Annotated in this window: 14 protein-coding genes and 1 pseudogene; 10 read left to right on the forward strand and 5 right to left on the reverse strand. The window is 67.5% G+C overall.

The annotated features are described in order from the left end of the window. The first annotated feature begins 36 nt into the window (after positions 1-36). From OHS57_RS37090 to OHS57_RS37120, 6 genes and pseudogenes are all read left to right on the forward strand, one after another. Complete coding sequence (locus OHS57_RS37090) at positions 37-819, forward strand: 4-hydroxybenzoate octaprenyltransferase (RefSeq protein WP_328585252.1); 783 nt, start codon at positions 37-39, stop codon at positions 817-819. Between the two features lie 249 nt (positions 820-1,068). Further along, complete coding sequence (locus OHS57_RS37095; protein ID WP_198533557.1) at positions 1,069-1,623, forward strand: GNAT family N-acetyltransferase; 555 nt, start codon at positions 1,069-1,071, stop codon at positions 1,621-1,623. Positions 1,624-2,133: 510 nt separating this feature from the next. After that, entirely contained in the window at positions 2,134-2,496 is a 363-nt protein-coding gene (locus OHS57_RS37105; protein ID WP_042002100.1) for a MarR family winged helix-turn-helix transcriptional regulator, read from the forward strand. A 40-nt stretch (positions 2,497-2,536) separates the two neighbouring features. Continuing rightward, complete coding sequence (locus OHS57_RS37110) at positions 2,537-3,925, forward strand: MFS transporter (RefSeq protein ID WP_328584889.1); 1,389 nt, start codon at positions 2,537-2,539, stop codon at positions 3,923-3,925. A 34-nt stretch (positions 3,926-3,959) separates the two neighbouring features. Continuing rightward, positions 3,960-4,253, forward strand: coding sequence for a DUF1330 domain-containing protein (locus OHS57_RS37115; protein WP_328584890.1), 294 nt, complete (start codon positions 3,960-3,962; stop codon positions 4,251-4,253). Positions 4,254-4,639: 386 nt separating this feature from the next. Further along, positions 4,640-4,871, forward strand: a pseudogene (locus OHS57_RS37120) (NADP-dependent phosphogluconate dehydrogenase); the annotation flags it as partial. Between the two features lie 271 nt (positions 4,872-5,142). Here the strand turns inward: OHS57_RS37120 and OHS57_RS37125 are convergent. The 3 genes from OHS57_RS37125 to OHS57_RS37135 form a co-directional block, all read right to left on the reverse strand. Continuing rightward, entirely contained in the window at positions 5,143-5,574 is a 432-nt protein-coding gene (locus OHS57_RS37125) for a nuclear transport factor 2 family protein (protein ID WP_328584891.1), read from the reverse strand. Continuing rightward, entirely contained in the window at positions 5,571-5,891 is a 321-nt protein-coding gene (locus OHS57_RS37130) for a hypothetical protein (protein ID WP_328584892.1), read from the reverse strand. The genes OHS57_RS37125 and OHS57_RS37130 overlap by 4 nt, the downstream gene beginning before the upstream one ends. 88 nt (positions 5,892-5,979) lie before the next feature. Next, a complete protein-coding gene (locus OHS57_RS37135; RefSeq protein ID WP_328584893.1) occupies positions 5,980-6,126 on the reverse strand; it encodes a hypothetical protein in 147 nt (48 codons plus the stop codon). Positions 6,127-6,238: 112 nt separating this feature from the next. On the opposite strand from OHS57_RS37135, the gene OHS57_RS37140 reads away from it, so the two are divergent. Both OHS57_RS37140 and glgX read left to right on the forward strand, forming a co-directional pair. Beyond that, positions 6,239-7,090 (forward strand): RCC1 domain-containing protein, encoded by an 852-nt coding sequence (locus OHS57_RS37140; protein WP_328584894.1) that lies wholly within the window; start codon positions 6,239-6,241, stop codon positions 7,088-7,090. A 436-nt stretch (positions 7,091-7,526) separates the two neighbouring features. Continuing rightward, positions 7,527-9,641, forward strand: coding sequence for a glycogen debranching protein GlgX (gene glgX, locus OHS57_RS37145; RefSeq protein ID WP_328584895.1), 2,115 nt, complete (start codon positions 7,527-7,529; stop codon positions 9,639-9,641). Between the two features lie 326 nt (positions 9,642-9,967). On the opposite strand, the gene OHS57_RS37150 is transcribed toward glgX, so the two are convergent. Beyond that, positions 9,968-10,630, reverse strand: coding sequence for a hypothetical protein (locus OHS57_RS37150; protein ID WP_328584896.1), 663 nt, complete (start codon positions 10,628-10,630; stop codon positions 9,968-9,970). 356 nt (positions 10,631-10,986) lie between these two features. On the opposite strand from OHS57_RS37150, the gene OHS57_RS37155 reads away from it, so the two are divergent. Further along, entirely contained in the window at positions 10,987-12,690 is a 1,704-nt protein-coding gene (locus OHS57_RS37155; RefSeq protein WP_328584897.1) for a RecQ family ATP-dependent DNA helicase, read from the forward strand. A gap of 431 nt (positions 12,691-13,121) precedes the next feature. On the opposite strand, the gene OHS57_RS37160 is transcribed toward OHS57_RS37155, so the two are convergent. Next, positions 13,122-13,547 carry a PPOX class F420-dependent oxidoreductase gene (locus tag OHS57_RS37160; RefSeq protein ID WP_328584898.1) on the reverse strand — a complete coding sequence of 142 codons (426 nt, stop codon included), beginning with the start codon at positions 13,545-13,547 and terminating at the stop codon, positions 13,122-13,124. Between the two features lie 104 nt (positions 13,548-13,651). Between OHS57_RS37160 and OHS57_RS37165 the strand changes: the two genes are divergently transcribed. Next, entirely contained in the window at positions 13,652-14,149 is a 498-nt protein-coding gene (locus tag OHS57_RS37165) for a (2Fe-2S)-binding protein (RefSeq protein WP_328584899.1), read from the forward strand.

Raw genomic sequence — 14,149 nt, forward strand, 5'->3', positions numbered from 1 at the left:
CGCCTGCCGGCGCCGATCGGGACCTGACTCTACCTGCTGCCTGGCTGGTGGGGCCTGTGCCTGGCGTCCAAGGGCCTGCCGGACTTGAAATCGCTCGTGTTATTCGGAGTTGCTGCGATCCTCATGCGCGGCTCAGGTTGCACACTGAATGACATAGTGGACCGGAAGATCGACGCCGGGGTCAGTCGTACTGCTTCACGGCCGATTCCTTCCGGGGAAGTCGGCGTCCCCGCCGCCGTTGTGTTCACGGCTGTTCAAGCTGTCGTGTCACTTGCTGTCCTGTGGTGGGCGAGTGAAGCCGCCGCCGTTATCGTAGCGCTCTGCTGTCCGGCCTTCATCGTGTACCCGTTCATGAAGCGGGTCACGCATCTTCCCCAGGGCTGGTTGGGCTTCTGCTGCAACACTCTCGTATTTGCAGGATGGGCGACTGTCACAGGGGGAATCGGAGCACCTGCTGTACTCATGTGGGTTGGGGTGGGCTTCTGGACTCTGGGCTACGACACCATCTACGGCCACCAGGACAAGGAAGACGACCGCCGAATCGGAATGAAGTCGAGTTCGTTGTTATTCGGCACGTCGACACGTACGTGGGTGAGCGTCTTTTACGTCGCGGCTCTTGCGGGCCTGTGTGCCGCAGGCATGGACGCCGACTCCCATTGGCCCTTCTACGTCCTCCTGGGAGCAGCTGCCGTACACATGATCTGGCAGTTGGCCACGTTGGACATCGACGACCCGGAACGGTGTCGGCTCCTGTTTGTGTCGAACCGTGTGACGGGTGTCCTCGTCCTCCTTGGGACCGTTCTCGGGCACTGGGGGTGACCCGGCATCTGTCCTGTATGCCGCGGTGCCTGCCCCTCTCGCTGGCTCAATTGCGATCGGCGGGCTTTCGGCGTCAGATTGGTTGATTAACCAATCGGGGCGCTGGAGCGATATCGTCGACACGTCAACCACTGGCTTCACGATGGTGTGGCCGCAGAGCTAGGGATGGGGCTCGTAGCGAAACGACAGGATGTCGCAGCGGGAATGCCTTGGTTCTGAACAGTTCGATGAACGAAAGAGTGAAAATTTATGACTACATCCCCCTCCATAGATATCGAGATCCTGCCGCCGGAGACCAGTTATGACGCGGTTCTGATGACTCAAATAGCCGACCTGGTAAACCGAGTCTACGCGGCTTCCGAAAGCGGGCAGTGGCTTCCAGGCGCAACGCGAACAACTGTGGGAGAGATTGTCGAATTCACACGGGCCGGGGAGATCATCGTGGCAAGGATCGGCGGACTCCTCGCCGGGTCCATTCGTGTACAGCTGCTTAGCCCGGAGAAAGGGGAATCGGGAATGCTGGTCTCCGACCCCGACTGCCGGAACGTGGGGATCGGACGTGAGCTGCGACGCTTCGTAGTAGATATGCTGCGAAAGCGGGGTGTCAAGACCCTGCAAATCGAGCTCCTGGTCCCTCGCGGCTGGGACCAGGCATCTAAACGGTTTATGGCGGAGTGGAACGAGAGGTCGGGCTACCAAGTGGTCCGCAAGGGGGCCTTCGAGGAGCAGTATCCCGACCTCGCGCCTTTGCTTGCCACCCCGTGCGATTTCATTATATACGAGAAAAATTTACAGAATTCCTGAAAGGAAAGATGGTCAGAAGGGCGACCACGCAATCGGCTGGCCCGCTGACAAGCTCCCCGTGGTCGTCCCGTTGGTGCGGTTTTCCCTGACCGCCGTCCGGGCCGGGAAGTGACTCCCGGCCCGACAGTGGTCTGTTGGGGGGCCATGGTCTCGTCTTCATGTCACGGGTGTTGGTCGACTCCAGCCACGTGCGAGCCGTAAATAGGGGAGCCAGACGAGACCAGGTCCGACCGAGGTCGAGCCGGATCGAATCAGCGCCTGATCGCCGACGGACGCGGCACGCCGCTCGCGGTGATTCGCGCGGGCGGCAACCGCCAGTGCGGGAGGCAGCCCGGGGCAGTCACGGTCCGGCCGTTGGCGAGGTGTTCGCACCGAATCCATAAACTATGAATATAAAAATGCTATGCTTCGGGCATGAGTCGTCAAGACAACGCTCCCGGCGCGTCCGCCGCCATCGGGGCAGCCCTCTACGGCCTGGCCACCAGGGCCGCGAGGCGCCTGCCCCGGGACATGAGCCTGACGTCGGCCGCCACCCTGGCCACCCTGGACCGGACCGGCCCGCGACGCATCACCGATCTGGCCGCGGTCGAGGGCGTCACCCAGCCCGCGATGACGACTCTGGTCCGGGTGATGGAGGAGTCCGGCCTGGTCGAGCGGCGGGGCGACGCGTCCGACAAGCGGGTCACGCTGGTGTTCCTGACCGAGGCCGGCGCCTCCTACGTCCGTACGCGGCGTCAGGCGGGCGTCCACGCGTTCGAGCGGCTGATCGGCGAGCTCACCGGCGACGAGGTCGAGGCGCTGGTGGCGGCCCTTCCGGCGCTGAGGCATCTGACGGAGCTCGAAAGCCAGGACCGCGATGGGTTGAAGCAGTGACCGGCAGCCGGTCGGCGGGGTCGTGGTGAGGGCGTTGCCGGTGGCGCGTTCCGAGGCGCGGCTGCTGGTCCCCGCCCTGACGTTCATCGCTCTGGTCGTGGCGGCGGTCGCCAGCCTCGGGACGCCGCTCATCACCAGCGTGGCGACCTCGTTCCACGTCTCGCTCGGCAGCGCGCAGTGGACGCTGACGGTCGCGCTGCTCAGCGGCGCAGTCGCTACGCCGGTCCTGGGCCGGCTCGGAGCCGGCCCGCACCGGCGGGCCACGATCCTCGCCACGCTGACGGTCGTCGTCTCCGGCAGCGCGCTGACCGTGCTGCCGCTGCCGTTCGCGTGGCTGCTGGCCGGCAGGGCGGCCCAGGGCGTCGGGCTCGGGCTGACGGCGTTGATGATGGGCGTGGCCCGGGACCACCTCCCCGAGGAGCGCAGCACGGCCGTGATCGCGCTGATCTCGGTGGTTTCGATCATCGGGGCCGGCGTCGGCTACCCGCTGGCCGCACTGCTCGCCGAGTTCGGCGGGGTACGGGCCGCCTACGGTCTTGGCCTGGTCGTCACCGTCGCCGCCCTCGTGACCGCGTGGCGCTCCATGCCCGAAGCTCCCGAAGGCCGCTCCGCCCACGTGGATGTGGCGGGCGCGGTCGTCCTGGCCGCTGCGCTGCTCCTGGTGCTGTTCCTGGCCGGTGAACCGAATCTATGGAGCCGGCACCTCGCCGTGGCGGCGGGCCTCGCCGTCGTCGCGGTGATGCTGCTCTGCGTCTGGGCCGTCATCGAGCTGCGCAGCACGACGCCTCTGGTCGATGTGCGGGCGTTGCGGCATCCGGCGGTCGCCGGGGCGAACCTCGCCATGTTCGTCGGCGGGATCGGTATGTACCTCCTGCTCACGCTCATCACCCGGTACGCGCAGACGCCGCACGGCGCCGGCTACGGCTTCGGGCTGACGACCTTCGTCGCCGGGCTGGTCCTCATCCCTTTCTCGGTGCTGGGGTTCGTCGCCGGTAAGTTCACGCCGCGGGTCCGGACGCGGATCGCCGACCCCCTGCTCCTGGCCGGCAGCGCCGTCGTGGTCGGCTGCGGGTTCGCTCTGTTCGCGGCGGCCCGGTCGGACCTGGCCGAACTGTTCGCGGCGATGGGCGTGCTCGGCTTCGGCGTCGGCGGCTTCTCGGCCGCGATGCCCGGCGTCATCCTGGCGGTCACTCCCAAGAGCGAGACGTCGAGCGCCATGAGCTTCAATTACGTCGTCCGCAGCGTCGGGTACTCCCTGGGCAGTGCCATCGGCGGCCTGATCCTCGCCGCGGGCACCGGCCCCGGTCACCTCTTCCCCGACGACAGGGCCTACACCACCGCGGCGTTGGTCGGCATCGGCGCCATGGCGATCACGACGCTGGCAAGCCTTGCTCTCTGGCGCCGACGCCCGTCCGAGACCAACCCGTAAGTTCAGATGCACTCATCCCAACACTGGAGGTTCCATGCCCAAGGGCTACTGGGTCAGCGCCTACCGCACCATTTCAGACGCTGAAAAGCTGGCTGCTTACAACAAGTTGGCCGGTCCGGCCGTCGAGGCCGGGGGCGGTCGGATCCTCGCCCGTGGCAGTCGGGTCGTGGCGCATGACGCCGGAATCGCCGAGCGCACCGTCCTGATCGAGTTCGACAGCTTCGAGCAGGCCGTAGCGGCGCACGAGAGTGCGGCCTACCAGGAGGCGCTGGTCGTTCTCTCCGACGGCGTCGAGCGCGACTTCCGCATCGTTGAAGGCATCGACTGACCGAGGTCCGCTCGGATCCTCACTGACCATCCACCATCTTGGTTTTCGCTGGGACGGCAGCTGGTGTGGCGGGGTTCGTGGGTGGTCGTGCCGGCCATGGGCGGCTGTCTTGATCGTCTGTCAGCGGTCGAGTTCGAGGCTCGTCAGGACGGGCAGGGCGCGGAGCGGGTTGGTGGCGCCGACGGGGTCGCACCTTGCCGAGCCGCGAGGCCCGCATCGCTGACGCGGCAGGTTCGCAGCGGTTGGCCCCTGGCGCTCACGTCCTCGTCACCGACGACGAAGGCCATGCTTCGGGGCAGCCGGGGGAGTGGTGTCGTGAGCCCAGGAGTTGTGGTTCCTTGCTCTGTCTTCCCGGCGAGTTGTGACGCCCTTTGGGCACGCAGCGCGACCTGCCGAGCCTGTTGTCCGACAAGCGGTTCGCCGAGGAGATCGGCGCGGCGCGGCGCGGGACGGCTGGCACGCGGTCGTCATGGCCACGTGCGGCAGGGCGCCCGACGCCGGGCTTCGCCGCGGGTCAGCGCGACTTTTTCGGCGCCGCACACGTACACGCGCACCGACCGGGAGGGCTCGTTCCACACGCTGTGGGGCGGTGACCGTTCCGAGGTCTCAACCGGCTGACCAGATTTTCGCCAGCATCTGGCAGCGACGCTCTGGGCCGACTCTGGGCCCTAGGAGCCCTGGCATCGAGCGGCACGGCTTCGGTCGCAACGGTCTGCTTTTCTAGTGGACGCGTAAGGGACCTCACCGTCCGCGTTGAAATGCCGGGCCTGCCATCGGGCGGTGGCGGCGAACGGCCCGGGCCTCTCCTCGATCATGGCCACTGCCCGTCCCCGCGCGTCCTCCATCGCCGACCAAGGACGTGCCGCACCCGGCGCGAGCGGAGGTTCGGCTACTGGGTCGCCGGGTCCGGCGCGAGCCCGTCGGCGACCAGGCCGGCGAGGACGGCCTCGCCCAGCGCGTGCACCGCCGACTGCGGGCGGACCATCACCGTGAACTCCTTGATCTGCCCGGTGTCGTCGAAGTGGAGCAGGTCGATGCCGTGGATCTGCCGACCGTTCACGGTGGCCCGGAAGATCAGGACCGCCGAGGGGGCCTCGGTCCCGTCGGCGCCGGTCTCGGCTGCGCCGTCGAGACGGCCCACGTAGCGGAAGTCCTCGAAGGTGCGCAGCAGCACCCCGAACAGGCCCATCACTGCGGCCTTGCCATCGAACGGCTTGAAGGAGACCGGGCTGTGGAGCCGGATGTCGTCGGTGAGGAGGTCGCCGAGGGCGTCGAGGTCGCGACTGTCGACGGCGGCACGGAAGCGGTCCGCGGTGGTCATGGCTGCTCCTGGATCGTCGCAAAGGCTGGGAAGGGCCGAGACGGGTGATGGGATGGGTGCTGGTCGCGGTGGATATCATCGCTGATGGTGGAGGGGCTGCGGCTCAGTTTCGGCCGCGGTACGCAGGGAGGCCCGTTTCCGCAGGAGAACAGCAGACCGTCAGCGTCGGGAGTGCCCGTCACGTCGAACAGTCGCCGGCCGAAGCGGAGGAAGGCATGCCGGATGTCTTGCGTAACCAGATCGAACGCCTGCCAATCTGGCCCGTGTTCGTCCTCAAGCAGTTCCACAGCCTCGTCCGGCGTCGGTCTCCGCGTCACGCCCGCCCTCCTTGTCCACTGCAGCCGGGGTCAGCGTACTGACCCCGGCGAAGCTTCCCGGTCACAGCACTAGGCACTGCTTCTCGGATCATGTTCTGAGCCAGATGGCGAGGGCGGTGAGTGAGGCGGTGTCGAGGGCGAGTGAGACGGCGCCGAGGTGGATGTATGCCGTTTCTCGTAGCGGGTGGCGACGGCGCGCTGGGAGATCCGCGACGACATCCACCGGCACCTTCATCACACTCGGTTAGCCGTCAACTGCTGGCGACGGCTGAGGACCTCGCTCTGATTCCAGGCGAACGTAAGGTGGCGTTCCATGCGCGAACTCGAGTCGAGCACAAGGAGGCGGAATGCTCGCTACCTCGTCGGTGCTTGCGGCCGGAAGGCGTCATTCTGTCGGACGGCGCTGGGACGGAACCGTTCTCGCCGCGGGCAATACCGCAGCCGCAGAGTGTCGTGTTGAGCTATGGGAAGACGTCGTCGGGTTGGCAGCCGGCAACGTCCATACCGCGACGAACACGGGCAGGTCTCATACGGTGGGACTCCGGTCGGACGGCACGGTGCTGGCAACGGGGTGGAACGGCGATGGGCAATGTGATGTCATCGGATGGCGAGGCGTCACGGTCGTGGCCGCAGGCTGGCGCCACACGCTCGGACTACTCGCGAATGGCCGCGTGCTGGCGGTTGGCCGCAGTTCAGAAGGGCAGTGCGACGTGCAGCCCTGGCGAGAGATAGCCGTCCTCTCGTGTGGCGACTGGCACTCGGTCGGCGTTCGGTCGGACGGTTCTGCACTGGCCGCGGGGAACAACCGACGACGGCAGTGCGCCGTTGAGGGGTGGAGTGACCTAGCTGCGATCTCGGCCGGGTATCTCCATACCGTCGGCCTCAAAGCCGACGGGCGGGCAGTAGCGACCGGAGACCGGGCAACCGGGTCGTGCGAGGTCGATGAGTGGGAAGACATGGTGGCGCTCAGCGCGGGCAGCTACCACACCGTCGGGGTCACCGCGTTCGGGCGGGCCCTCGCGACGGGAGACAACAGCTACGGGCAATGCGAAGTCGGGGAGTGGCAGGACATTGTTGCTGTGGCGGCCGGTTCAACGCACACCCTTGGCCTGCGTGCCAACGGCACAGTCGTGACCGCAGGCAACAATGCCGACGGACAGTGTGAAGTCGATGACTGGTCCGGAGTCCAGCTTCCATAGGCCTCCGGGCCCGCTCAGCGCGATCTGACATGCCGTCATTCCCGGACGGGGCTCGGTCAGCTCGTCACGCCGAGGCCGTTTCGTCTTGATCATCAGACTGACCACGTGAAGATGCTGCGATGTGGATTCTAACCGGGTAGATCATGGTTGGTGGCGCTGCGCCACTGATCAGGCGGTTTGCTCACCGCGTGACTGTGTTGTGTTGTTTGTACGCCTCCCGGTCGAAGGTCGAGGCTCGGCCACCTCTGCTGCAGCGCGCTGATCCGCCGGAACGGGAATCACCGCCCGGATCCCACGCCCGCTGTCCCTGGACGTTGTCCAGGAGAACGGCCTGCTCACCGGGTGGCTGAACAGTCCTTGAGGGCGGCCGGTACTGCCCGCCTGCGGATGACAAATCGTGCTGTGTGAGGTCGGGAGGCCGGGGCACACCATGGTCATGGATCTTCAGGGCGGTCGCGCCTACCCTCTGGGCGCCGAGTTTGACGGCGCCGGCACCAACTTCGCTCTGTTCTCGGAAGTCGCGGAGAAGGTGGAGCTGTGTCTGGTCGACGACGACGGGGCGGAGCGCCGTATGGCGCTACCCGAGGTGGACGGGTCGGTCTGGCACGGCTATCTGCCCGGTGTGGGCCCCGGCCAGCGCTACGGGTACCGGGTGCACGGGCCCTTCGACCCGGCGAACGGGCTGCGCTGCAACCCGGCAAAGCTTTTGCTGGACCCCTATGCCAAGGCTGTCGACGGGCAGATAGACGGGGATCCTTCGCTGTGTGGCCACCGCATGGACGATCCCGGCGTTGCCGATGACCGCGATTCGCTCGGGCACGGCATGTTGGGCGTGGTTACCGATCCCGGTTCGTTCGACTGGGCCGGGGACCGGCCGCCGCAGCGCTCGTATCACGAGTCGGTGATCTACGAGGCACACGTCAAGGGCATGACCCGGCTGCACCCCGACGTCCCCGAGGAACTGCGCGGTACGTACGCCGGTATGGCCCACCCGGCCGTCGTCGCGCACTTGGTCGACCTCGGGGTGACCGCCGTCGAACTGATGCCGGTGCACCAGTTCACCCAGGACGGCTTCCTGGTCGACCGGGGCCTGTCGAACTACTGGGGCTACAACACCATCGGTTACTTCGCCCCGCACAACGCGTATGCCGCCACCGGCACGCGCGGCCAGCAGGTCGACGAGTTCAAGTCCATGGTCAAGGCGCTGCACGCGGCGGGCCTGGAAGTGATCCTCGACGTGGTCTACAACCACACAGCGGAGGGCAACGAGCAGGGCCCGACCCTGTCCTACCGGGGCATCGACAACCGGTCGTACTACCGTCTGGTCGACGACGACCCGAGCCACTACTTCGACACCACCGGCACGGGCAACAGCCTGCTGATGCGGCACCCGCACGTCCTTCAGATGATCATGGACTCGCTGCGGTACTGGGTCACCGAGATGCACGTGGACGGCTTTCGCTTCGACCTCGCGGCCACCCTGCTGCGGCAGTTCCACGAGGTGGACCGGCTGTCGGCGTTCCTCGACATCGTGCAGCAGGACCCGGTCATCGGCGCGGTCAAGCTGATCGCCGAGCCCTGGGACATCGGCGACGACGGTTACCAGGTCGGCAACTTCCCCGCCCTGTGGAGCGAGTGGAACGGCAAGTACCGCGACAACGTGCGCGGCTTCTGGCGCGGGGACCAGGGCACGCTCGGCGAGTTCGCGGCCCGCATCACCGGATCCCCGGACCTCTACCAGCACGACAGCCGCAGACCGCGCGCCAGTATCAACTTCGTCACCGCCCATGACGGGTTCACGCTCCGCGACCTCGTCTCCTACGAGCAGCGGTACAACGACGCCAACGGTGAGGACGGGGCCGACGGGGAGAGCAACAACCGGTCCTTCAACTGCGGCGCCGAGGGACCGACCGACGACCCCGGGATCCGAGAACTACGGCTGCGCCAGCACCGCAACATCCTCACCACCCTGCTCATCTCCCAAGGCGTCCCGATGATCGCCCACGGCGACGAGACCGGCCGCACCCAGGGCGGCAACAACAACGTCTACTGCCAGGACAACGAAACCGCCTGGATGCACTGGGACCTGGACGACGACCAGCGGCAGCTGCGCGACTTCACGGCCCACCTCCTGCGACTGCGCCACGAACACCCGGCTCTGCGGCGCCGACGGTTCCTGCACGGCCCCAGCGACACGACCCCTGCCGAACGCGCCGACATCGCCTGGCTGCGCCCGGACGCCCAGCTCATGAACCAGGAGGACTGGCAGCGCGGCGACGCCCACGCGCTGACCGTCTACCTCGGCGGCGACAGCGACATCGAACGCTCGGAACCCAACGCCACCCCCGATGATTCCTTCCTGCTGCTCTTCAACGCCTACCACCAACCTGTGGAATTCCGTCTCCCCGCAGAGGACTTCGGGCAGAAGTGGACCACCCTGGTGGACACCGCAGAACCCCTCGCCACGGAAGCCGGAGCCACGGCCTCGGACACCACGCTGACTCTTCCGGCTCACAGCCTGCGGATACTGCAGAGCCCCCGCACGACCTGAACCCACAGCGGAAGCCGCCAGCCGGCCGCCGCCTGTCCCCAGCCGGGCACAGGCAGCGGCCGTGGACCGGCCTCCCCACCTCAACTCAATCCGCGCATAATGCGACAAGTCTGCGGTGAGAGCCGTCCAAAGCAGGGATACACCGGCTACTCCTCCGAGCCCCCCAAAGTCACCACGAGGTTGCGCCGGGAACGACGGTCGATCACGAGCGCTCCGAGCTCCATGGCCGGGTGGTGGGTATGTGCTGACGTTTGGAGCCTGCTAAGCGGATCCCGTCCGCGGGGAAGTGCAATGTCCTCAGCGGTCGGCTGCGCTCGCCATCGATTTCAGGGTTTTTCCGTCCTTGGAGCCTCTACGTCCTTGCGGTGGACGAGGTTGCCGTGTTCGGGCCGCTGTCCGGGGGGTGGCGCGTAGCGCTGCCGGCCGACTGCGTCTTTGACCTGTACGAAGCCGGCCGCCTGCAGACGAGCGGCGTATGCGGCGCGCTTGCGCCGGATGCTCGCGAGACCGAGGGGCATCAAGGTCATCAGCACGGCCCAGATGATGACGGCGACGACAGTGACGGTGCTGTGCACGCCGAAGCGGAGGCAAGGGGCAGCCGCCAGCGCGGTGAGGACAGGAACCGCGATCGCTATCCGCTGCGTGTCGGTGTACTGCGTCGTGAAGTCGAAGGAGATGCGGGTCTCGAGGAACTCGACCTCCTCACGTACGAGAGGAGGCAGCGAGACCCCGTCGGCCGCATTCGGGTACAGCTCCCGGTTCCGCGCGGCACGTGCCTGTGCCTCGGGAGTGTGGTCGGGCACGAGCTTGAGGACGAGCTCCTGGGACTTGAACCCTCCCAGCCCCGCGTCAGCGTAGGTGTAGCCGAACTGTTCGGCCATGAAGGCGAGTCGGGCAAGCCCCCGGATCGATCCCATGCTCCTGGTGACCTTGACGGTCTCCCCGCTCGCCATGGTTCGCAGCATCGCGCGCATGTGCTTTTTGTTCACTGGCCGCTCCCTCACAGTCCGCAGTGTCCCATCTCCTGATCTTTATCCGGGCGACGTTGATGCTTTCCTAACGCCGGCGCCAGGACGATGGGGGCGTCACCGTCTGGCCCACTCCGTCCCCTCCATCGCTGATGGTGTCGGCGTTTGGGTTGCGGGGCCACGACGAGGCTTCCCGAGGCGGGTCCGACAGGACGGGGCCGTGCCGCCGGGAAGCCGGGGTGCGGCGGGTCGGGAAAGCGGGCATCGCGGGCGGATTGCGACCGGTTGGCTTCCGGGGTGCTAACGCGTGATCGCGGGGGCAGAGGGATGTCACCGGTGGTTGCTGCCGCGGTTCGGGTCCGAGTTCGAGGAGCGTCATGGTCACTTCGTCGTCGCGGCGGTTGCAGCGTAGCGCGCGGAAGGTTTTCGGCTGGGAGCGGTTGCGGCCGGAGCAGTTGCTGGCGATGGAGGCGGTGATGGAGCGGCGGGACACGCTGGTGGTGATGCCTACCGGCGCTGGCAAGTCGGCCGTCTATCAGGTGCCCGGTCTGCTGATGCCGGGTCCGACTGTTGTGGTGTCACCGCTGATCGCTCTTCAGCGGGACCAGGTGCAGGGGCTGTTGCGTCGGGAGGGCCCGGAGGCGGTGGCGGTGAACTCGACGCAGAGCGGCAGTGCGAACGCGGCGGTGTGGGACCGGATCAGCGCGGGCGGTGTCGACTTCCTCTTCCTGGCGCCGGAACAGCTGGCGAAGGACGACGTGATAGAGCAGCTCGCGGCGGCGGAGCCGGCTCTGTTCGTGGTGGACGAGGCGCAGTGCGTGTCGTCCTGGGGTCATGACTTCCGTCCCGAGTATCTGCGGCTGGGGCAGGTCATCGACCGGCTCGGGCGGCCTCCTGTGCTCGCCTTGACCGCGAGTGCCGCCGCCCCCGTGCGGGCTGACATTGTCGCGCAGCTCGGCATGCGCGACGTGCACGAGGTCGTCACCGGTTTCGACCGTCCCAACATCCATCTGGAGGTCATCGCCTTCCAGGACGCCGCGGTCAAGAAGCGGGCGGTGATCGAGCGGGCGGCGGCGGAGCCCAAACCGGGCCTGGTCTACGCGGCGACGCGCCGCGAGGCGGAGGAGTACGCGGACGAACTCGGTGCGCTGGGGCTGGATGTGGCGGCCTACCACGCCGGGCTTCCGGGGGCCGAACGCGGCGCGGTGCACGACCGGTTCATGGCGGGCTCGCTGGACGTGGTCGTGGCGACCTCGGCCTTCGGGATGGGGATCGACAAGCCGGACGTGCGGTTTGTCCTCCACGCCTCCGCCCCGGGGTCACTTGACGCCTACTACCAGGAGATAGGCCGGGCCGGGCGTGACGGCGAGCCCTCGCGCGCGATACTCGCCTACCGGCCGAAGGATCTCGGCATGCAGCGTTTCTTCGCGGCAGGCCGCCCGGACCCGGACACCGTCACCCAGGTGGCGAGCACCCTTCAGAGCCACGACGGGCCCGTACCGCCCAGCGAGCTGCGGGAGGAGACCCACCTGACGGCCAGCCGGCTGACCGCGGTCGTCAACCTCCTGGAGCAGGTCGATGCCGTCCGCACCACCGACGACGGCGAGTTGGAGCCGACCGGCGGCAAGACCGCGGCCCGCGCCGCGGAACAAGCTGTCGAACTCGGCGATGCCCACCAGCAGCTGGAACGATCGCGGGTGGACATGATGCGGGGCTACGCGGAGACCACCGGCTGCCGCCGCCGGTTCCTGCTCGGCTACTTCGGCCAGGCACTGGACGGGTCCGAAGGATGCGGATCCTGTGACCAGTGCGTAGCGGCCGAGCTGGCCCAGCAGGGTGGAGGCGGCGGTCCGGCGGTCCTGTCCGGGACCGGCGGCTCGATCCCCGCGACCGGTGACTCTTCCCCGTCCGACGGGCAGCACTCCTTCCAGCCGGGCACCCTGGTCCGGCACGAGCAGTGGGGGGAGGGCTCGGTGATGAGCGAGGAGGACCAGCGTCTGACCGTGCTGTTCGAAACCGTCGGCTACCGCACGCTGTCCCTGGACGTCGTGCAGGAGAACGGCCTGCTGACCGTGTGCTGAACAGCACGGCGAAGGCAGCTCACCCCCGCCGATGCTGGGATGAACCCGTGACGGCGAGACCGAGGACGGCGGACAGCGACTGCTCCCCGTGCGTGCGGGGATGAACCCTCCATCGTCCGGACAGCGGGGCCGCCGCCGGCCTGCTCCCCGCGCGAGTGGGGGTGAACCGGCGGGCTGGGATGAGCGGCTTGACGAAGGATGCGGGCCACGTCTCACTCCGCAGCGAGGACGCGCTGGACGGTAACCACCCGGTGCCGTGTGCTGCCCGTGAGCACTGTGCTGCTGTATCGGGGTGTCCGCTGGGTGTGACGGCCCAGTCGGTGTGCGCCGGGACGGAGACGAGGCTGGTGAAGCAGTCGACCGTCTTGGGGGAAAGGCTCCCTGCGGCTCGCGGCCGGGCAGCCCGTCACCGCCGCGTCGGTCGATCGAGGTCAGGCGATGTCCGAGTAGGCGGTGACGTGTTCGATTCGGAGCCGGACCAGGAACATGCCGGGCACGCTGTTGCGTCTGCCGAACTCCTCGGCCAGGTCCTGGCCCATGTATCGCGCGGCGATATTGGTCGCCCAGGTGAGCAACTGGCCCGGGTCCTCCGAGATCTCCGCGCGGCCCCGCAGGACGGCGTAGGAGAAGGGCGGACGTTCGTCGTCGACGCACAGCGCGGCACGGTTGTCCCGCAGGAGGTTCTGGCTTTTCACCGTCCTGTCCTCGGCGGTGAAGACGAGATCGCTCCCGTCCAGCAGGAACCACACGGGCACGACGTGCGGTCCGCCGTCCTCCCGGATGGTGGATAGCTTGCCGGTGCGGGTGCCCTCGCTGATGAAGGCTTGCCACTCGTCCTCGGTCATCTGGGTAGCCACACCGCCCACCCTAGAATGAGGAAACGCCCGAAAAGTAATGAAAGGCGTGTTCGGCGTGTCATGTGAACACCTTCGACTTAAGGTGACCCCAGAAATGAGGGGTTATGTCACACATTGCAGAAGCTGTGCCCTCGGGCGTACCGCAGATCGACGCCGACCTCCGCGTCAACGGAGACAGGTACCGCCTGCGGCTGGACGCGCGCGTCACCCTTCTGGACGCCCTGCGGGATCGTCTCGGTCTCACCGGCGCGAAGAAGGGCTGCGACCAGGGGGCGTGCGGAGCGTGCACGGTGCTGCTGGACGGCAAGCGGGTGGTGTCCTGCCTCGTGCTCGCAGCTCAGTGCGAGGATCGAGAGGTCACGACCGTCGAAGCGCTCTCCCAGGGCGAGCAGCCGCACCCGGTGCAGGAGGCCTTCGCCCGGCACGACGCCTTCCAGTGCGGCTACTGCACTCCGGGACAGATCATGTCGGCGGTGGCACTCATGGCCGAAGGGCGGGCCGGCTCCGACGAGGACATCGCGGAGTTCATGAGCGGCAACATCTGCCGCTGCGGCGCCTACCCGAACATCCGCGCGGCGGTCCGCGACGCGGCGGGTGGCTGA

The sequence above is a fragment of the Streptomyces sp. NBC_00370 genome, assembly GCF_036084755.1.
Classification (GTDB): domain Bacteria; phylum Actinomycetota; class Actinomycetes; order Streptomycetales; family Streptomycetaceae; genus Streptomyces.

Excerpts from the sequence above, each read along its gene's own strand:
- OHS57_RS37095 (WP_198533557.1), top strand. The coding sequence starts at position 1,069 with ATGACTACATCCCCCTCCATAGATATCGAGATCCTGCCGCCGGAGACC.
- OHS57_RS37105 (WP_042002100.1), top strand. The coding sequence starts at position 2,134 with ATGAGCCTGACGTCGGCCGCCACCCTGGCCACCCTGGACCGGACCGGC.
- OHS57_RS37115 (WP_328584890.1), top strand. The coding sequence starts at position 3,960 with ATGCCCAAGGGCTACTGGGTCAGCGCCTACCGCACCATTTCAGACGCT.
- OHS57_RS37125 (WP_328584891.1), bottom strand. The coding sequence starts at position 5,574 with ATGACCACCGCGGACCGCTTCCGTGCCGCCGTCGACAGTCGCGACCTC.
- OHS57_RS37135 (WP_328584893.1), bottom strand. The coding sequence starts at position 6,126 with ATGAAGGTGCCGGTGGATGTCGTCGCGGATCTCCCAGCGCGCCGTCGC.
- OHS57_RS37140 (WP_328584894.1), top strand. The coding sequence starts at position 6,239 with ATGCTCGCTACCTCGTCGGTGCTTGCGGCCGGAAGGCGTCATTCTGTC.
- glgX (WP_328584895.1), top strand. The coding sequence starts at position 7,527 with ATGGATCTTCAGGGCGGTCGCGCCTACCCTCTGGGCGCCGAGTTTGAC.
- OHS57_RS37155 (WP_328584897.1), top strand. The coding sequence starts at position 10,987 with ATGGTCACTTCGTCGTCGCGGCGGTTGCAGCGTAGCGCGCGGAAGGTT.
- OHS57_RS37165 (WP_328584899.1), top strand. The coding sequence starts at position 13,652 with ATGTCACACATTGCAGAAGCTGTGCCCTCGGGCGTACCGCAGATCGAC.